This is a genomic window from Dehalobacter sp. DCA, from assembly GCF_000305775.1.
Lineage (GTDB): Bacteria > Bacillota > Desulfitobacteriia > Desulfitobacteriales > Syntrophobotulaceae > Dehalobacter > Dehalobacter alkaniphilus.
This window is the reverse complement of sequence record NC_018866.1, coordinates 1,388,435-1,407,135: the sequence shown is the minus strand read 5'-3', so window position 1 is coordinate 1,407,135 and position 18,701 is coordinate 1,388,435. Positions and strand designations below refer to the sequence as shown.

At 50.2% G+C, this 18,701-nt stretch carries 24 protein-coding genes and 1 pseudogene; 23 read left to right on the top strand and 2 right to left on the bottom strand.

Annotated features, from left to right (window positions below; all coding sequences use genetic code 11):
* Positions 1-29: 29 nt before the first annotated feature.
* The 21 genes and pseudogenes from DHBDCA_RS06745 to DHBDCA_RS06645 all read left to right on the top strand — a co-directional run bounded on the left by DHBDCA_RS06745 (position 30) and on the right by DHBDCA_RS06645 (position 15,441).
* Positions 30-587 (top strand): YodL domain-containing protein, encoded by a 558-nt coding sequence (locus DHBDCA_RS06745; protein WP_015043453.1) that lies wholly within the window; start codon positions 30-32, stop codon positions 585-587.
* A 121-nt stretch (positions 588-708) separates the two neighbouring features.
* Positions 709-1,092 (top strand): hypothetical protein, encoded by a 384-nt coding sequence (locus tag DHBDCA_RS06740; protein WP_041226378.1) that lies wholly within the window; start codon positions 709-711, stop codon positions 1,090-1,092.
* 46 nt (positions 1,093-1,138) lie between these two features.
* Positions 1,139-1,369 (top strand): DUF6133 family protein, encoded by a 231-nt coding sequence (locus tag DHBDCA_RS06735; RefSeq protein ID WP_015043451.1) that lies wholly within the window; start codon positions 1,139-1,141, stop codon positions 1,367-1,369.
* A complete protein-coding gene (locus DHBDCA_RS06730; RefSeq protein ID WP_015043450.1) occupies positions 1,359-1,802 on the top strand; it encodes a prepilin peptidase in 444 nt (147 codons plus the stop codon). Before DHBDCA_RS06735 ends, DHBDCA_RS06730 begins: the two co-directional genes overlap by 11 nt.
* Before the next feature lie 13 nt (positions 1,803-1,815).
* A complete protein-coding gene (cpaB, locus tag DHBDCA_RS06725) occupies positions 1,816-2,640 on the top strand; it encodes a Flp pilus assembly protein CpaB (protein WP_015043449.1) in 825 nt (274 codons plus the stop codon).
* Entirely contained in the window at positions 2,641-3,453 is an 813-nt protein-coding gene (locus DHBDCA_RS06720; protein ID WP_015043448.1) for an AAA family ATPase, read from the top strand.
* A complete protein-coding gene (locus DHBDCA_RS06715; protein WP_015043447.1) occupies positions 3,450-4,877 on the top strand; it encodes a type II/IV secretion system ATPase subunit in 1,428 nt (475 codons plus the stop codon). Before DHBDCA_RS06720 ends, DHBDCA_RS06715 begins: the two co-directional genes overlap by 4 nt.
* Positions 4,877-5,806 carry a type II secretion system F family protein gene (locus DHBDCA_RS06710; protein ID WP_015043446.1) on the top strand — a complete coding sequence of 310 codons (930 nt, stop codon included), beginning with the start codon at positions 4,877-4,879 and terminating at the stop codon, positions 5,804-5,806. Before DHBDCA_RS06715 ends, DHBDCA_RS06710 begins: the two co-directional genes overlap by 1 nt.
* Positions 5,807-5,814: 8 nt before the next feature.
* Positions 5,815-6,684 (top strand): hypothetical protein, encoded by an 870-nt coding sequence (locus DHBDCA_RS06705; RefSeq protein ID WP_015043445.1) that lies wholly within the window; start codon positions 5,815-5,817, stop codon positions 6,682-6,684.
* A 19-nt stretch (positions 6,685-6,703) separates the two neighbouring features.
* Positions 6,704-7,069 (top strand): hypothetical protein, encoded by a 366-nt coding sequence (locus tag DHBDCA_RS06700; protein WP_015043444.1) that lies wholly within the window; start codon positions 6,704-6,706, stop codon positions 7,067-7,069.
* Entirely contained in the window at positions 7,063-7,458 is a 396-nt protein-coding gene (locus DHBDCA_RS06695; protein ID WP_015043443.1) for a DUF4320 family protein, read from the top strand. Before DHBDCA_RS06700 ends, DHBDCA_RS06695 begins: the two co-directional genes overlap by 7 nt.
* A complete protein-coding gene (locus DHBDCA_RS06690; RefSeq protein ID WP_041226375.1) occupies positions 7,455-8,006 on the top strand; it encodes a hypothetical protein in 552 nt (183 codons plus the stop codon). Before DHBDCA_RS06695 ends, DHBDCA_RS06690 begins: the two co-directional genes overlap by 4 nt.
* A 94-nt stretch (positions 8,007-8,100) precedes the next feature.
* A complete protein-coding gene (locus DHBDCA_RS06685) occupies positions 8,101-8,682 on the top strand; it encodes a DUF6550 family protein (protein WP_015043441.1) in 582 nt (193 codons plus the stop codon).
* 72 nt (positions 8,683-8,754) lie between these two features.
* Positions 8,755-10,449, top strand: coding sequence for a hypothetical protein (locus tag DHBDCA_RS06680; RefSeq protein ID WP_015043440.1), 1,695 nt, complete (start codon positions 8,755-8,757; stop codon positions 10,447-10,449).
* An 87-nt stretch (positions 10,450-10,536) separates the two neighbouring features.
* On the top strand, positions 10,537-10,878 hold the full coding sequence (locus DHBDCA_RS06675) for a DUF3852 domain-containing protein (protein ID WP_015043439.1): 342 nt from the start codon (positions 10,537-10,539) through the stop codon (positions 10,876-10,878).
* A gap of 11 nt (positions 10,879-10,889) precedes the next feature.
* Entirely contained in the window at positions 10,890-11,342 is a 453-nt protein-coding gene (locus tag DHBDCA_RS06670) for a hypothetical protein (RefSeq protein ID WP_015043438.1), read from the top strand.
* Between the two features lie 71 nt (positions 11,343-11,413).
* Complete coding sequence (locus DHBDCA_RS06665; protein WP_015043437.1) at positions 11,414-12,316, top strand: conjugal transfer protein TrbL family protein; 903 nt, start codon at positions 11,414-11,416, stop codon at positions 12,314-12,316.
* Positions 12,313-12,723: a DUF7768 domain-containing protein gene (locus DHBDCA_RS06660; protein ID WP_015043436.1), complete on the top strand. Its 411-nt coding sequence runs from the start codon at positions 12,313-12,315 to the stop codon at positions 12,721-12,723. Before DHBDCA_RS06665 ends, DHBDCA_RS06660 begins: the two co-directional genes overlap by 4 nt.
* Positions 12,720-14,613: pseudogene (locus tag DHBDCA_RS06655) on the top strand (DNA cytosine methyltransferase). The gene DHBDCA_RS06660 and the pseudogene DHBDCA_RS06655 overlap by 4 nt, the downstream one beginning before the upstream one ends.
* On the top strand, positions 14,589-14,855 hold the full coding sequence (locus DHBDCA_RS06650; protein WP_015043434.1) for a hypothetical protein: 267 nt from the start codon (positions 14,589-14,591) through the stop codon (positions 14,853-14,855). Before DHBDCA_RS06655 ends, DHBDCA_RS06650 begins: the two are co-directional and overlap by 25 nt.
* A complete protein-coding gene (locus DHBDCA_RS06645; protein WP_015043433.1) occupies positions 14,830-15,441 on the top strand; it encodes a hypothetical protein in 612 nt (203 codons plus the stop codon). Before DHBDCA_RS06650 ends, DHBDCA_RS06645 begins: the two co-directional genes overlap by 26 nt.
* 101 nt (positions 15,442-15,542) lie before the next feature.
* On the opposite strand, the gene DHBDCA_RS06640 is transcribed toward DHBDCA_RS06645, so the two are convergent.
* Complete coding sequence (locus DHBDCA_RS06640; RefSeq protein WP_041226372.1) at positions 15,543-15,998, bottom strand: hypothetical protein; 456 nt, start codon at positions 15,996-15,998, stop codon at positions 15,543-15,545.
* A complete protein-coding gene (locus DHBDCA_RS06635; RefSeq protein ID WP_015043432.1) occupies positions 15,995-16,201 on the bottom strand; it encodes a helix-turn-helix transcriptional regulator in 207 nt (68 codons plus the stop codon). The genes DHBDCA_RS06640 and DHBDCA_RS06635 overlap by 4 nt, the downstream gene beginning before the upstream one ends.
* A 161-nt stretch (positions 16,202-16,362) precedes the next feature.
* On the opposite strand from DHBDCA_RS06635, the gene DHBDCA_RS06630 reads away from it, so the two are divergent.
* Together DHBDCA_RS06630 and DHBDCA_RS06625 are read left to right on the top strand one after the other, a co-directional pair.
* Positions 16,363-18,192 (top strand): VirB4 family type IV secretion system protein, encoded by a 1,830-nt coding sequence (locus DHBDCA_RS06630; RefSeq protein ID WP_015043431.1) that lies wholly within the window; start codon positions 16,363-16,365, stop codon positions 18,190-18,192.
* The gene (locus tag DHBDCA_RS06625; protein ID WP_015043430.1) at positions 18,192-18,689 is read left to right on the top strand and encodes a hypothetical protein; all 498 of its coding nucleotides are present in this window, start codon (positions 18,192-18,194) and stop codon (positions 18,687-18,689) included. The genes DHBDCA_RS06630 and DHBDCA_RS06625 overlap by 1 nt, the downstream gene beginning before the upstream one ends.
* Positions 18,690-18,701: the final 12 nt, after the last annotated feature.

Below are 18,701 nucleotides of genomic sequence, written 5' to 3'. Positions count from 1 at the left end.
GCAAGCCAAATGCCGGGAAAGGAGGTTCTATGAACACTGTTCAGATCAGAGGCAAGCTCATCCAATACTACGGTAACAAGGCAGGTTATATCGAAAAGGGTAAGGCTATAGTCGATCCGCTGTTTAAAACCGAGCAGCTCCAATCGTATCTTGCAAAGCAGGGATTGGAGGCGGAGTGGAGAGATGGTGTCCATGAAGGACTGGCAAAAGGTAATATTGACCCGGAAAGCGGCGGTCGGCTCCTCAAAAGCTGCCGCATCTGGCAGCTCAAGCCGGAAGCAGACGTTATGATGAAATTCATCGGGTATGACGAGCTTCTTGAGCGTTTCGGAGAGCTTGAGCCGAATAACTACCAGGCGGTCTATGACGGCGAGGTGGAAACCAATAATCTGGATGAAATCTTCGCCAAATTCAACCTCAGCCACCCGCCCGGCTATAAGGGGCATAGCCTCTCCATGTCGGATGTCGTGGAGCTGTATGACAGTTCGGGCAGCACTTTTCACTATGTGGACCGCTTCGGCTTTAAGGAAATTTCCTTCCAGCCTCCGGAGCAGGAGCTATACCAAGGCCCGACAATGAGTCTGTAAGATCCACCATCTGCAGCCGGAAGGCTGTTTTTTAATTCCAGGGCTTTCTTCATGCGGATGAAGCGCAGGAATACGAAACGGATAAATTTCACGGGGAGCTTAACACCGGCATAAACCACCGGTGTTTTTTGCTACCCATACGGAGGTGATAAACACGAAAGAAGTCGAGCTGAAATTGGATCTGATCAGAGTAGAGTGCGATCCCAATGCTCTTTTTAAGTATCAGCTTATTTACAGGGATGGAATGGCCACAGGTATGGCAGGAGTATACAGCTTCGATGAGGATTGGTATTACCTCTACAAAGAGGACAATGAAAGATACAAGGTCAAGCGGTGTAAAGACCTGGAAGGCATTCCACCCGTCTTTACCTATAAGCAGCAGAGAAGAAGGCGGGAAGATAAACCAGACAAACAAAAATCCCTTGAGCAAAGCGCGGTAGCCGACAAACCCGCTTTGGAAGGAGCGCAGGAGCAAAGCGGCTCCTTGCGCATGGGCGGTATGTAAATTTTTTTTATCAAAATGAAAATATGAAGTTTGGAGGTAAATCACAATGAGAAAGTTCGTAAACAAGGTAAACGCTAAGATCACGGAAAAAGTCATCATGGCTCAGACTCTGCTCCGCTCCCAGCGCGGGGAAGGCTTCGTGGATACCGCAATCAAAATTCTGATATCAGTAGTCATCGGTGCCCTCGTACTCGGCGGACTCTACGCCCTGTTCGGCGAAACAGTTCTCCCCACGCTTAAGCAGCGCATCCAGGATATGTTCAACTATGGGGGCTAAGCTGGACTCTTTGACTCAGCTGATGCCGCTTATACAGGGCGGCTTTTTTGCTGTTCTGCTGTTAGCGGCCTCTGTCTTCGATATCCGAAAGCAGATCATCCCCGACAGCATCTGCCTGGGAATTGCCATGACCGGACTGCTTGCCTTTGAACCGGTGAAGCTGGCTGGGCTTTTCGCCTCCGTACTATTTCTGCTTGCCGCCCTTGCTCTGGGAGGCATGGGTGGTGGGGATATCAAGCTCATGGCGGCTGCCGGATTGGTGCTTGGCTTCAGTAAAAGCATAGCGGCTGCCGTCATTGGCTTAACCGCTCTTTTGGTTTTCCATGCAGGCAATATCATAATCCAAAAGCTGTGCGGGAGGGATACTCCAAAGTCATATCCTCTCGCCCCCTTTCTTTCCCTCGGCTGCCTTGCAGCCTACTTTTTATTATAAGGAGGAACATTTCATGAGCTTTCTAAAAAATCGCACGGTGCTGGGAATAATCTGCATCGTGCTTTCTTTAGTCATCTGCTTTGCGCTCACTCCGCTGTTTAATCAGAGCGTTTCACAGAAAGCAAGCGTTGTCCGGGTAGTCAAGGACATTAAAGCAGGAGATGCGATTACCAAGGATATGATCCAGACCGTGGAGGTAGGTGGATACAACCTGCCGGAGGATGTGATAAAGCAGCAGGACAGCGTCCTCGGCAAATATGCTGCGGCGGATCTGGTGCCCGGTGACTATATCCTCTCCGCAAAGCTGTCGGATACACCGGCATCGGAGAACGCCTACCTGTATAACTTAAGCGGCGACAAGCAGGCTATCTCCGTCAGCATTAAAAACTTTGCCGGAGGTCTCTCCGGTAAGCTGATCTCCGGTGACATTGTATCAGTAATCGCACCCGACTATAAAAAGCAGGGCTCCACCGTGATCCCTCCTGAGCTGACCTATGTGGAGGTCATCGGTGTGACCGCCAGCACGGGCTACGATACTGACACCGGTGAGCAGACCAAGGATGAGGACGAAAAACAGCTTCCGGCCACCGTCACCTTGCTGGTATCACCGGAGCAGGCAAAAATCCTCGCAGAACTGGAGGCGGACGGCAAGCTCCATCTGTCCCTTGTGTACAGGGGTTCTAAGGAAAATGCCGCTAAATTCACCGAGATTCAGGACAAGGTAATTGAAGCCCTGTATCCGAAGCCTGCGGAGCAAAAGGCGCAAGCTATGCAGCCGATACCGCAGGGAACTGTCTCTGAGCCTGTAAACACCGCACCGGAAAGCGAGGGAGAATAAATGCTTAACTTTATAAAAGGGAGCATCTTCTCCCGTAAGCATCAGGAGCCTGTGCAAGAAGAACCGGAACAGAATGTGCAGGTGCTGGCGGTTTGGGGCAGCCCCGGCAGCGGAAAGACCACTGTGAGTGTCCGCCTTGCAAAGTATATGGCGGATCAGAAAAAGAACGTGGCCTTGCTGCTGTGCGACATGACCGCGCCTATGCTGCCCTGCATCTGTCCGCCCGGCGACTTGGAGTGTGAGCGCTCTCTCGGCAGCATCCTTGCCGCCACCCATGTGACGGACCTGCTTATCAAGCAGAACTGTGTCACTCACAAGAAGCTGGATTACCTGACCATCATCGGCATGCTTAAGGGTGAGAATGTGTTTACCTACCCGCCATACTCTCAGGAGCTGGCGTCCGAGCTGATTGACCATCTGCGGGACATTGCCCCGTACATCATTATCGACTGCGGAAGCGCCATCGCTCACGATATACTGTCAGCAGTATCGCTGCTGGAGGCTGATTCGGTACTCCGACTGGTGAACTGCGATTTAAAGTCTGTCAGCTACCTTTCCAGTCAGCTCCCGCTCCTGAAGGATCAGAAATGGGACGCTGACAAGCAGTACAAGGTTGCTTCCAATATCAAATCCAATCAGGCCGGAGAGCATATCGAGCAGGTGCTGGGCAGCGTTGCCTTCAGGCTTCCCCATTCAGACGAGCTGGAGAATCTGGTTCTTTCGGGGAACCTGCTGGGGGAATTAGCTCTCAAGGACAGCCGCAGCTTTCGCAAGGAAATTGCCAGGCTCGCAAAGGAGGTGTTCGGAGTATGAGCAGGAAGAACCAAGGGTGTGATGCAGTCAATATCATACCGCAGATAAGTGATCAATCAAATACAGTCAGCATGACAGGTAATCAAAGCCTGTTTTTTTCATCCGATGGGGCTTCTAGGGAGTTCGGCCCTGTGCTTCATGAGGTGCAGGAATACATCTCAAGCAAATATGCCGCGCTGATTACTGATGGCGGCACGGAGGAAGTCAAAGCGCAGATCAAACGGTATATCACCAAGTATGTTCAGGATTACCGAATTGCAGTTAGCGGCATGTCACAAGAGCAGCTGGTTGACGCCCTGTACACCGAGATGGCGGAGTTTTCGTTCCTGACAAAATACATCTTCGGAACCGGAATTGAGGAAATTGACGTCAACGCCTGGAACGACATTGAGGTGCAGTACAGCAGCGGAATCACCAAAAAGCTGGACGAACACTTTGACAGCCCTGAACATGCCATAAACGTGGTGCGCCGTATGCTCCATGTGTCCGGCATGGTGCTGGACAATGCCAGCCCCGCCATCCTTGGGCATCTCTCAAAAAATATCCGTATCGCTGTGCTGAAAACCCCGCTGGTGGATGAGGATGTAGGGGTATCCGCTTCAATCCGTATCGTTAACCCCCAATCCATGAAAAAAGAGGACTTCATACGAGGCGGTAACGCTACCGGACCGATGCTGGACTTTCTGGCGGAGTGCCTCAGATACGGCATCTCCGTGTGTGTGGCAGGCGCCACCAGCTCCGGCAAGACTACACTGGCGGGATGGCTTTTGACAACCATACCGGACAATAAAAGAATATTTACAATTGAAAATGGCTCCCGTGAGCTGGCATTGGTGCGCCAGAAGGACGGACGGGTATGGAACAGTGTTATCCATACCCTGACCCGTATGAGCGAAAACGAGAAGCAGAACATCGATCAGGATATCCTGCTGGATATGGCCCTGCGTTTCAATCCTGAGATTATCTGTGTAGGAGAGATGCGCGGTCCGGAGGCTTATGCCGCCCAGGAATCTGCCAGAACCGGTCACACGGTGCTGACCACCATCCACTCCAACAGCTGTGAGGCTACATGGCGGCGTATGGTCACCCTGTGCAAAAGAAAATATGACATGGCGGACAACACCCTCATGGATCTGGTGACAGAGGCATTCCCTATCGTGGTGTTCTCCAAGCAGCTCGAGAACAAGCAGCGCAGGCTGATGGAGATCATGGAATGTGAGATCCTGCCAGACGGCTCCCGAAACTTCCGCAGCCTGTTCCAGTTCCAGATCACCGAAAACCGCATAGAGGACGGAAAATTCATCATCAACGGCTGCCACAGTGCTGTACAGGGAATTTCCCCAAGCCTTCAGAAACGTTTTCTGGAAAACGGGATGCCCCAGGATACCTTAAAGCAAATCCTTGCGGCGGGAGGTGCAAGCTAATGATGACAATCCTTTTAATTGCTTGTGCCGGTTTTATCACCGGAGCTTTCCTTTTGCTGGGGCTTTCTCCGCTGGAATTTACCGACGGGCTGTTCGGCTTTCTGACCCGTAAAAACAAAAGCATCAAGGCGGAGATCAACGAAGCTGCCCGGCGAAAAAAGCCATCCTTCCTTCGCCGAGAAATAACCGAGGTGCAGGAGATCCTCGCCATCACCGGACGAGGCTCCCGCTTCTCCATGATCTGCGCGGCTTCGCTGGCATTCCTTTCAGCGGGCGCCAGCCTTGCTAGCCTGATAGGCAACGTGTTCCTTGTGCCGGTACTGGCAGTAGGCATGATGTTTATTCCTTTCTGGTACATCAGGCTGACAGCGACACATTACAAAAAGAATATCGCCGCAGAGCTGGAGACGGCTCTGTCTATCATCACCACGGCATATCTGAGAAGCGAGGATATCCTGACGGCGGTGGAGGAAAGCATTCAGTACCTCAATCCTCCCGTGCGGAGTGTATTCGCCGGATTTCTGACGCAGGTGAAGCTTATTAATCCCGATCTGGACAAAGCGCTCCACGCCATGAAGCCCAAAATAGACAATGAGGTATTCCATGAGTGGTGCGACGCCATTGCCGCCTGCCAGCATGACCGCAGCTTGAAAACAACGCTGACTCCGATTGTCAGCAAGCTCTCAGATATGCGCATTGTGAACGCCGAACTGGAATACCTGGTGTTTGAGCCACGCAAGGAATTCATCATCATGGCTCTGCTGGTGGCTGGCAATGTGCCGATCATGTATTTTCTCAACAAGGACTGGTACCATACCCTGATGCATACGGCAGTCGGGCAGATTATCCTGGCAGTATGTGCTGCGGCGATATTTGTCTCGGCAGCCTTTGTCATCCGGCTGACCAAGCCCATCGAGTACAGGAGGTGACGTAGAGGATGACACAACTAATTTTTACCGGAATCCTCCTTGCCGCAGGGCTGTATTTCATTCTGGCAGGCATCCTGAAGCTGCCTACAATGAATACCGCCAAGGCCATGCTGAATGCGGGAAGGATGAACAAAAAAGCCGTCAAAAGCATGGAAGCCTGGCTCATGGCAGGAGCAGTCAAGCTCTCAAAGCATATCCGGATGGATGAGTACAAGCACAGCCGGATGGCAAACATCCTGAAGGCGGCTGGCATCAATATGACGCCGGAGGTTTATTCTGCCTATGCCATTACAAAAGCCGGAGCCATTATGTTGGGCGTGCTTCCCTGCTTGTTTCTCCTTCCTCTGCTCTCACCGGTCTTAATTATTCTTGCTGTCCTGATGTACTTCAAGGAAATCCGAAAGGCCGACGAGCAGCTCAAGGAAAAGCGGGAGCAGATCGAAGGCGAGTTGCCGAGGTTTGTTTCCACTATTGAGCAGACACTGAAGGCCAGCCGTGACGTGCTGGCGATGATGGAAAGCTACAAGAAGAACGCCGGTCCCGCCTTTGCCCATGAGCTGGATGTGCTGACTGCAGATATGCGTTCCTCCAGCTATGAAGCGGCGCTCACCCGGTTTGAGGCAAGGCTCAATTCACCCATGCTCTCAGACGTGGTCAGAGGACTCATCGGCGTTCTAAGGGGCGACGACAGTGCTGTGTATTTTCAGATGCTTGCCCATGACTTTAAGGCACTGGAGCTTCAAAGGCTCAAGGGCCAGGCACAGAAGATCCCGCCGAAAATCAGGATATTCTCGTTTATCATGCTGATGTGCTTTCTCTTGACCTATCTTGCCATCATCGCCATGGAGATTTTAAATTCACTCGGCAGTATGTTTTAGGAGAGGGGGGAGTTGAAAAATGGAAGATTTAAATGCAAAGCTTCAAGAAAAAGTTAAGGATGATTATATGACTTACATTGCTGAACTGATGACCAAAGGCAAAGAAGAATTAATTAGGCTATGTGAGGAAATCAGTGCAGTACGCAAGATTTATAAAGCTTTAAAGTATGATGTCCTCATGGAAAATCACCAATTAGAGTACCTGCTGAGGTTTAAGCACCCGTTAATGGTTCTCAAAGATCAGTGTTTGATTACGGAGAATGACCTGTCTTATGCATTAGAGACTCTGATTAGTGACATCTGTGATAAGAAGGATATCGAGCAAGACTACCCGATGGAGGATGATCTAACGGAGCCCAAACAGGAGGGGGTGCGGATGTGCTGAAGCTGTTAAAAAGCGGGAGCGGTGAGGGATATATCGATGTAGCGGTACTGGTGCTGTGCGTGATGCTGGTCATCGCCCTGGCAGTGAGCGTACTTCCGGTGTTCGTTACAAAAAACAAGCTGGACGCCTATGCTTCGGAGCTTTGCCGGGAGGCAGAGATTGCCGGGCGTGTCGGCAGCGAAACCACCCTGAGGGCACAGGTCCTCACCGAAAAAACCGGGCTAACGCCAAACATCTCATGGTCGAAAAACGGAAGGCTCCAGCTCAACGAGGAATTCACCGTGACCGTCACCTTACAGACCGACATCGGCATATTCGGCGGCTTCGGAAGCTTTCCTGTCACCTTGAAGGCGCAGGCTACCGGCAAGAGTGAGGTGTATTGGAAATGAAATTTGGCAGAATTTGTGATATACTTAGAAGCAAAAGGGGCTCGTCCTTTCCCCTCATCGTAGCCGTTACTCTCGCAATCTTGATTGTTTTCTGCGGTATAGCTGAAACCATACGGCTGATGATTGTATCCCAGGGTGTTCGGGACGCTGTGCAGTCTGCGGTTATCTCGACAATTAACGACAATTACGATAACGTATTTCATGGGGTGCGGGAAGGCTACAGCGGAGCTTATCAGCCTTCTGCAGACGATTTCGAGGAAAGCCTGGACTACGGAGATATATATGGCAGGCTGGATCAGCTTCTGGGACTGCGACAGGAAAACGGTTATCATGTGAAATATGCCGGAGACGGCATGGAATTCAGACTGTCCGGTCTTTCCGTCGACCTTGAGAATATGCCCTTGGCTCCAGCGAGTCCCGACAATTCCAGAGGCCTGCTGGCCGATGCGCTCATAAGGCTGGAGGTTCCGGTATCCTTTGGAGGGAAAAGCCTGTCGCCCATGGTGATCAATCTCAGGGTAAAGGCAAAATATATGCCGATATTTTAACGTTTTCGGATTGACAATAGACTTCCGAAAGCTTTTGTAGTATGGTGTGTCATTGAAAGGACACATCGATCTTTCACACAAGGAGGTATCTATTATGAAACTGACAGACAAAGCAAAAAAGCGTTTTACCATCGCCGGACTAGGCGTGGTGTGCGTAGTTCTTGTCATAGCAATAGCAATGCAGTTTAAGACGGAGAAACCCAAAGAAGCGTTGTTTCAGCCTTCCTCCACGGTATCGAATGCAGCCAGCCCCAGCGAAGTAATTCCGGAACCATCTGCAGATCCGATCAAGACACAGGGGGTAACCGTCCCGCCCATCAATCCAGCTGAGGCTTCTTCCAAGCCTGCAGACACCGGAGATTCCACCGGTACCGAGCAGAGCATACAGGCGGAGGTAACTAAGCCTACCCAGCCCCCGCAGGAGGTAAAGACCGACCCGTCCAAAACACCGGACGGTGAGAAAGTGGATGCAGTAAAGCCAGTGGAGCATGACAAGGTGTCAAAGCCAGCGAGCAGTACATCACCTTCGGAGCCGAAATCTGGAGATAAGAAGGATGGAAAAATCTATGTCCCTGGTTTTGGCTGGATTGAGGATAACGGTGGAGGCGGATCGGGTACGACGGTCGGAAACCCAGGTGATGAACTGACTGGAAATAAGGTTGGTTCCATGGACTAAAAGTTAGCAAAAGAATAAATACAGTAAAAGCACCGGGCATTCGGTGCTTTTTGCTGTTCTTGGAGGTATTAAATGAAGCGAAAACTCAGCATTTTTCTTGTGCTTCTTCTGATGCTTTCTCTGATTTTGCCTATTACAGTCTACGCCGAGGGCGAAGGTAACATAGATAACGGCGGAGGTGGAATGGGTAGCGGAAGCAACGAAAACTATTGGAATGGCGGTGATGAGGGAGTCAGGATAACGGTAGTTCGAGCAAATGACCGAGCAGCGGTTACCAGCCCTGTAGACTTTACAAACAGGAATCCGAACAATATACAAATTCATTTCGGGAAAACCAGTAAGCTTGGTTATTCAAGTGGCCGTTCATTAACGCCCAACACAAACGTGTACTCCTACATCAACCCATCTAAGACCATGCCTAAGATTATAAGTACCAGTAGTGGACAGGCCAGTATTGAACAAATTAAAAGCTATTTCACTGACGAGCTTGTAATTCGGTATATAGCTAATGTAACAGGCATGAATTATGATGTGCTCATCAACGGGGAATATAAGCTCCTGCTGGAACCCATCGCCTATTTGACCTTTGGGGGAATTAAGTACGCTATGACCGCTACGGAGGCTGCGGTTTTTGACCAACATCTGAATGGCGGACTTCGGAGCAAGATGGTGTCCCTCAGTCACAAGAACCTGCCGTTGGCGATGTTCCTTGAAACATCGGATCTCGGCTACCCGGCTTGGGATGGCTCTACGACTAAAGCTGCATCAAATGCGGATATTATCTCATCACTTGGCATTGGCATTGTACGCTTCAATGAAGCGGAGCCGGAGCCTCCGGAGGTTACGTCAGCCGATTATGAGTACAGGGTTAATACCGAAGTTATCACATCGGTGACTGTTCGGGGCGGACAGGCAGATCCGGATCATCCAGTTACGGTGATATTCACAATCGGCGGTCAAACCTACACTGTAAGCAACGTGTATTATCCGGAGGGCGACAGTCAGCTGGTGTGGGTTCGCTGGAGGACTCCGAAAACTCCGCAGACCATGACAATTCATGTGATGGTGTCGGGCGGAGGCTCGGCAAGCCAAAGTACTATTACAGCAAGGATTGTGGATCTCTCCGGAAACGATCCTCCAAATCCAGTGGCTGATGACCGGAACGATGCCTATTCTGCAGCCGCTGTGCCTAACAAAGCTCAGAAAGTCTCGGTTTCCTGGGGAGTATGGCGTCCGTGGTGGCGTGCCTATTGGGTATGGCACGGAACGGATGAGGATGGTTATTGGTGCGACCATGGATGGTGGGAGTTCGACTGGCTTTCATATTTCGCCAGCCTTTCAGCATCCATGAGTGCGGTTCCGGACGCAAAAGCACCAACTGCATACGGCAAGAACATGAAAAGCGGGTACGGAATCAATCAGACCGTCACCGCAAATGTCAGTACCAATCAATCCTCGGCGGTAACCGACGCACAGACAGCCGTGACATATTTCCCTGAATTCCGGTATGAAACATATTGGCGGCATCTGGACAGAACGAGAGGTGGATACAGCTCTTTATTTGAGTTTAAGTCCAATAAATACTCGACATATAAGCGCCGGACGCATTTCACACCTATCTGGTTTCCTGACGGAAGCTACACGCCGTATACTTGGCTCATCGACTGCTGGACTCCGGCCGGTATGCTTTCCATTAATCTCACCGACTCGGTGACCATCCGGGGCAGCCTTTGGGATGACTGGCACATCGCGCCTGTAAAGCCTTAACAACAGAAAAAGAAATAGGACCGCAGGGCAAATAAAGCTTTGCGGTTTTTTGTCATGCAAAAATAAAACAGAAAGGTGGTTATCCTCATGAAACTCAAAAGAATCCTACCTGTTTTCCTCGTAGTGCTGCTGCTGGGCTGCGTGCTTTGCACGACTGCTTATGCCGCACCGCCTACAGGCGACGTGGCAGGAGCAATTGAAAGCACCTGGAACGACGCCTCTAGTCAAATCAAGACTGTGGTTAACAAGGTGGTCTTTCCCGCAATTGACCTGATTCTTGCTGTGTTTTTCTTCGCGAAATTGGGTACAGCATACTTTGATTACCGCAAGCATGGGCAGTTTGAGTGGGCAGCGCCTGCAATCCTTTTCGCATGCCTGGTGTTCACCCTGACCGCGCCGTTATATATCTGGCAAATACTTGGAATGTAGGAGGTAAGACAATGAATTACTTTGAACAGGAGCTGCGCAGGCTGTTTGGAAATGACGCGAATATCACTGATAAAAAGTTTGTTGGAAGGGCTTTCTTCGGCAAGCTTACCGACAACCTTCGCGTAAGAGTTGAATTCGTCACGCTGGGTACAGCAGATCATTACGAGGCAATCAAAGCAACTATTATCAACCGCAACGATGGTCCGGTGGACGCGCTCGCACTGCGATTGTCCGACCTGGTCGGAAAGAAAATGGTCAGCAACCCAAACTTCAAGGATGGCATCGCCCCGTATATATGGAAGTACGGGGACAAAATCGAGTGGTATGTCTACAAGCCGACAAAAGAGGACTACGATCAAATCTCCGGGGCTCTTAACGATTACTTTAACGTATTTCGGGAACCTACGCAGGAAATGGAACAGTCCGGTCAGAACGAAAGCGGTCTGACAATTCAATGTATGTAAACAACACAGTTTTCGGGAGCTTGTGAAATGACAGGCTCCTTATTTTTTTATCCGAAAGGAGGTGACCGCCCATGTTTATATGGGATTTCGTCGCCGAAACCGTACTGGGGCAGATTGTTGACTGGTTCTACGGTCAGGTTATCGGCTTCCTCGGCAACTTCTTTGCCGAAATGGGCAATATGGGCGCCGACCTGTTCGAGATGAGCTGGGTGCAGTCCATCATCCTGTTTTTTGTTTATCTGGCTTGGGCGCTTTACGTCACAGGGCTGGTTGTCTCGGCCTTTGAATGCGGCATTGAGTGCCAGTCCGGCCGGGGCAGCATCAAGGATGCGGCCATGAACACCATCAAGGGCTTTATGGCTGTCAGCCTGTTCTCAGTCGTGCCGGTGGAGTTATATAAATTATCCATCTCCTTGCAGAGCAGCTTGACCGCTGGTATCACCGGCTTTGACACCGATATCGGTACAGTTGCGTCCAGCATCATCACCGAGCTTAGTGCGGCCGGCAGTCTAGAAAACGCAGGCAGCACGAATGTTTTCGGCTTCGGAGCCATCACCAGTCCGATTATGATTCTCTTTGTCCTTCTCCTCATGGGATATGCGGTAATTAAGGTGTTTTTCGCCAACCTGAAAAGAGGCGGCATCCTGCTCATCCAGATTGCCGTAGGTTCACTGTACATGTTTTCTGTTCCCCGCGGCTATCTTGACGGTTTTGTCAGCTGGTGCAAGCAGATTGTCGGCCTGTGTCTGACAGCTTTCCTGCAGTCCACCATCCTCATCGCAGGACTCATGGTAGTTAAGGAGCATGCCCTGCTGGGGCTTGGACTTATGCTGTCGGCCGGAGAAATTCCCCGCATCGCAGGAGCCTTTGGATTGGACACCAGCACCAAGACCAACCTCATGAGCGCAGCCTATACCGCCCAGACAGCCGTAAACATGACAAGAACCGTGGTAAAGGCGGTGGCTGCGAAATGAAGCTGGTTTATATATGTTCCCCTTTTGCGGGGGACATAGAAAGCAATATCCGGTTTGCCAGAGCCGCCTGCCTCTATGCTGCTAATCAGGGCTGTGCACCAGTTGCCGTTCACCTGTTATACCCGCAAATTCTAGATGATAATGTACCCGCCCAGAGAGAAATTGGCATCCAGATGGGGCTGCGGGTACTGGCCTCCTGCGATGAGCTATGGATCTGCGGTTCGCGTATCAGCCACGGCATGAGCTGTGAAATCACTGAGGCAGAACGGATTGGCATCCCTGTCAGAAGCCTGTCGGCAGAACAGATACAAGGAGGATGTCACATGAAGCAATTGCCCTACGATGCTATAGAAATAAAAATCAAGCCGGAGGAAACGCCTTCCCCCGACTTGAAGCTGCAGCTGTGACCATACCGTTGATCCTCGGAAGCCTGTTTGATGGGATCGGCGGATTCCCGCTGGCAGGCGTCCGGCAGGGCTTCACCCCTGCATGGGCCAGCGAAATCGAGCCTTTTCCAATTGAGGTTACGAGAATACGGTTTCCGGAAATGCTCCATGTTGGTGACATTACAAAGCTGAAAGGCGCTGAACTTACCCCCGTGGATGCGGTCTGCGGGGGTTCTCCATGTCAGGATTTATCGGTTGCGGGAAAACGCGCCGGGCTTCAGGGCGAGCGATCCGGCCTGTTTATGGAGCAGATCCGTGTCATAAAGGAGTTGAGAGAGCATGATGCAAGAGCCAAACGAACAGATGACCCTGTTCGACTTAGACCCAGATATATGGTCTGGGAGAACGTACCCGGAGCTTTCTCCTCGGCAGACGGAGAGGACTTCCGTGCGGTGCTTGAGGAAACCTGCAGAATTGCTGACGGTACCGTATCTGTACCTCGACCTCCGGGAGGGGTATGGAAGCTTGCTGGGGCCATATTGGGAGATCAATTCTCACTTGCTTGGAGGGTATACGACGCTCAATACTGGTCCGTCCCACAAAGGCGCAAAAGAATCTACCTTGTCGCAGATTTTGGAGGACACACCGCACCCCAAATATTATTTAAGCAAGACAGCCTGTTTGGGGATTCTGCGTCGGGCGAAGAAGCGCGGCAAGGAGATGCCTCTTGTTCTGAAGCAGGCGCTGGAGATCCAGGCAGGAGTCCAGTCTGTATAGAAGCGGACAGCGGTTCCATTGCCTTTGCCTGCAACCAGCGGGATGAGGTGCGGGATTTGCACGATGTGTCCGGAGCTATTCAAGCCCAGCCGGGCATGAAGCATCAGACCTTTATAGCTGCTGCCTTCTCGGCCGGTCAGGGTGAGAGGGCCGGAGGAACAGGCTGTCAGGAGGAATGCGCTCCAACCCTGAAGGCATCGGAAAGCAGCTCCAACATGGTGCCGTCAGTCCTGTGCCTTAATGATCAGGGCGGAAGCATAATGAATGTAAGTCACAATATCACCGGTACTCTTCGCGCTCAAATGGACGGTCACCCTCCGCTCGTGCTGGGAAGCCAGCAAGGCGGCGCGGAGATTTGCATAAACCTGTGTCCGACCATTACATCGGCGGCAGGTACCAGCGGAAACAATCAGCCGGTTTTGTTTGAAAATCACGGTATCGACTCCAGATATACCGGTCCCCATGAGGTGGCGCCGACCATGTCCGCCAGGTATGGAACAGGCGGAAACAACGTGCCGCTCATTTCACAGATGAATGTTATTTCCGAGGATGAATGTGGAGAATCACCACAACCTGAAACCTATTGCATCGCCGGAAACATTATAGACCGGCAGGACCACAATGGCGGCAACGGCATGGGATTTCAGCCGGATATCAGCTACACCTTGAACACGGCAGACCGCCACTGCGTATTCTCACAGCAGCGGAGCGACGAATATGTTCGCAACGATGTGGTCAGTACCCAGAGCGCAAGACAATACAAGGACTCAACGGACCTTGTTTGTGAACTGGACATCGCAGGCTTGGACTGCCGAAACGGTACGGAAAACGGAGATCTGAGCGGAACGCTCCAGTCCAAGACGGACGGAGGATATTCCTTGAACAATGTGCATCCGGTCCGCATCGGCAAGCTCATTCGGCGCTTGACCCCTCTAGAGTGTGAAAGGCTTCAAGGCTTTCCCGACTATTGGACGGACATCCCCGGAGCCTCAGACAGCTCAAGATATAAAGCTCTCGGCAACAGCGTAGCGATCCCCTGTGTGGAGCATGTGCTCCGAGGGATCGCTATATTTTTTGCGAAAATTTCATGAAGAACAGGAGGAATGCGAATGTACATCTACCCCGACAACCTGAAATCCAAGGCGGTATTGTGGCTGTGGCAGCTCAGGGATATCGGCGTCATCGGCGTCGGTCTTTTGCTTTCTGTGTTTGCGCTGGCGCAGCTGAAGCTCCTGCCGCCCATTGTCATCACAGCTCTATATGCCTTCCTTACCATCCGGTTTGACGATACCAGCATTCTTGATTTTATCAAATACGCCTGCGCCTTCTTCGTTACAAAGCAGCAGACTTATGAATGGGGGTACGGAAAGCAATGAACAGAAAAGAAAAAAGACAGCCAGGCAAAAGCAATATACCCGCCAGCTAATCAATACAAAAGGAATAACAGAATACAGTCTCCTGACCTACAGGGGCGACGAGCTGGTGTATTTCATCATCAAGCCCACCAATATCTCCGTCCTGTCTGAGGATAGCGTGTCGGCGCGAATTTATGCATTGATGACCGTCCTTAAAGGAATGGCGGAGCTGGAATTTCTGTGCTTGAACAGCCGTGAAAACTTCGAGGATAACAAGCAGTTCCTTAAAAAGCGTATGGAGCAGGAAAGCAATCCTGCCGTCCGCAGGCTTCTGGAGCATGACTTAAGCCACCTTGACCGGATACAGGTACAGATGGCAACGGCTAGAGAATTCCTCGTGGTTATCCGGCTAAGGGGCGAAAAGGAAGCTGAGGTGCGCCCCTATCTGAGCCGTATTGAAAAGACCTTACGGGAGCAGGGCTTCTCTGCCAAGAGGGCCGAGCGCGAGGACATAAAGAGCATGCTGGCGATCTATTTTGAGCAGAACGTTACCACCGAAAGGTTTGAGGACTTCGACGGAGAGCGTTGGATTATTTTGAACGAATGAAAGGTATTGCTTTGATGTACTGAATATAGCTACGGGAGCTAGTATAATGTAAAAGGAGCAGCAAATTTATTTGAAATCGCTGCTCCCTTTAATATATTCCTCTATTTTAAAAACTTAATAAGAAATATAGTATCAGTAATAAGAAAACCTAACCATTGCAAGCTCAGTAAAAAGAACAGAGATTCTATTGCATAGTTTCTATCGCTTAAAATCAGAAGCAGAATTAGTGGAAGCATAAACACTGTGAGTATACCTATAATTCCAAAACAACGAAAAAGAATATTTGTCTGGTATTCATCGTATTTTTCTCTTTTGGCGATTGCTAACAATACAATAATTGAAGCCATTAAAAGTATTAAGTATCCAATGTATTTCATGTTACCAGCTTGAATAAAAGTTGACCAGCTGTTCCAAAAGGCTGACTGCAATGTTTTAGAATGAGATAGCAATCTTGTAAATTCAATATGTTCAGCAGTAATAATGAAAATTGATGCATACCCTATCGAAAGCAGAGTTACAAAAATAGCATTTACCAAAGGAAATCTCATGATCTTCATTTTCTTTCACTCTCCTTAAAATTAAATACTTCTTCAATTGACATGTTAAAGAAAACTGCGATGTCATATGCTAACCAGAGCGATGGATCATATTTTTCAGTTTCAATTGCATTTATAGCCTGTCTTGACACACTTACTTTTTCACCTAATTGCTTTTGAGTTAATCCGAAAAGTTCGCGCAATTCCTTAACTCGGTTTTTCAATAGACATCCCCTCCTTTTTGTGTAAGGTTGGCTTTACACAAAATAATTGTAGCATTTATCTCATGGTGGTGTCAAGTTAACCTTACATGATTACTTATCCGTCACAATTGTGGCGGCTTTTTTTGTCCAAATCAATACCAAAAAAGAAAGGAATAAAACATATGTCAGGTAGAACAAGGCCTCAAGCAACTCAACAGGAAGAAGTCAGCATTCAGGAATTCCTCGACATGATTGCACCCAGCATTATCAAATTCAACACCGACCACTTCATCTGCGGCAATACCTACCGCTCCGTATGGGCTCTGCGCGAGTACCCAACCGCCACTGATGAACAGGCAATCCTGCGGCATCTCGGGGAGAAGGACGGAGTGACCCTGCACATCTATACCCGGCATGTAAGTCCTGTTGAGGAACGAAAAATCATCTCAAACGCCGCCAACAAGAACCGGATGCAAAGAAGCAGCACCCAGGACCTGCAGCAGACGGTTACGGCGGAAAGCAATCTGCAGGACGTAGCGGCCATCATAACTCAGATGCATCGGAGCAAGGAGCCTCTGCTTCATGCCGCTGTTTATATTGAATTGTCCGCACATGATCCCGACCAACTCAAGCTCTTGCAGACTGAGGTGCTGACCGAGCTGGTGCGAAGCAAGCTCAACGTGGACAGATTACTGCTCCGCCAGCAACAGGGATTTCTGTCGGTCATACCCTCCGGCTGGAATGTGTTCGATGATCAGTTTGAACGGGTACTGCCTGCAAGCTCAGTTGCCAATCTCTATCCCTTCAACTACAGCGGCAAAACAGATCCAAACGGCTTCTATCTTGGCAGGGATAAATTCGGAAGCAATATCCTCGTGGATTTCAACCGGAGAGCGGACGATAAGACCAACGCCAACATCCTCATTCTCGGTAACTCCGGCCAGGGAAAGAGCTATCTGTTAAAGCTCATTCTCTGCAATCTCAGGGAATCAGGCATGAAAATCATTTGCCTTGACCCTGAAATGGAATTCGAGGATCTCACTAACAACCTCGGCGGCTGCTTCATCGACCTGATGACCGGCGAGTACATCATCAATGTTCTGGAACCAAAGACCTGGGATGAAGCTGGTGATCCGAAGGATACCGAAGCGCCCCAGGCATTCCAGCAGACCAGCAAGCTCAGTCAGCATATCAGCTTTCTCAAGGACTTTTTCCGAGTGTACAAGGATTTTGATGACCGCCAGATTGACACTATCGAGATCATGCTGAGCAAGCTCTATGATAAATGGAGCATCACCGATCACAGCAACTTTGACCGGTTAAAGCCTGATGATTATCCTATTCTGTCCGATCTATATGAGCTGGTCGAGTCGGAATACAAGGAATTCGACGAGAGAAAACGCCAGCTCTATACTGCGGATACGCTGCGGGAAATCTGCCTCGGACTCCATTCCCTGTGTAAGGGCGCGGAGTCCAAATTCTTTAACGGGCACACCAATATAATAAGCAGTGAGTTTGTGACCTTCGGTGTCAAGGGACTTCTGCAGGCCAGTAAAAACCTGAGAAACGCCCTGCTGTTCAACGTGCTGTCTTACATGAGCAACGAGCTTCTCACCGCAGGCAGTACCGCCGCCAGCATCGATGAATTTTATCTGTTCCTTTCTAACCTGACGGCCGTGGAGTATGTCAGGAACTTCATGAAGCGAGTCAGGAAGAAGGACAGCGCTGTAATCCTCTCATCACAGAATCTGGAGGACTTCAATATCGATGGCATCCGTGAGTATACCAAGCCTCTGTTTTCTATACCGGCCCACGCTTTTCTGTTCAACGCAGGCAATATCGATAAGCGGTTCTATATGGATACCCTCCAGCTGGAGGAATCGGAGTACAACCTGATCCGCTATCCCCAGCGTGGCGTTTGTCTGTATAAATGCGGAAATGAACGATACAATCTCATGGTTCAGGCTCCGGAGCATAAGGCAAGGCTCTTCGGAAAGGCAGGCGGAAGGTAATGAGCAGACTGGAAGAATTCAAGGAAAGCAAGCAATACATCCTCGAGGACACCCTCGGCAGCATTACCCCCGCCAACAGCCGTGAAGCAGACATTTACAGCTTCATGCGTTCCTATCTGGATGATGAGCTGGGCGGCGAGGATAAGGCAGAGCTGCTGGAAGAACTGGCAAAGTGCATTACCGGAAAACCATATGACCGTCCTAAAGGCCGAGAACAATTTTATTCACAAAAGGAGGTTGACGAGCTGGCCGCCATCATGGATAGCTTCATTGACGGTCTGCTGGATGGATGTGCGGAGGGTCATCTGCCTCAGGCCAATGCACTGAGAGAAAAGGCATGGTCGGAAATCACTGCCTTGGATGAAAAAACAGGCGGTCATCTTATGGATTCCTGGCGGCGGGATGAAATCCATCGCTGGATGGAGGACGCCTGCGATGCCTTCATCCATGAAGCAATAGAAATAAAAAACAGTATGGGCGGGATGCAGATGCTCTGAGCAAAGGGGTGA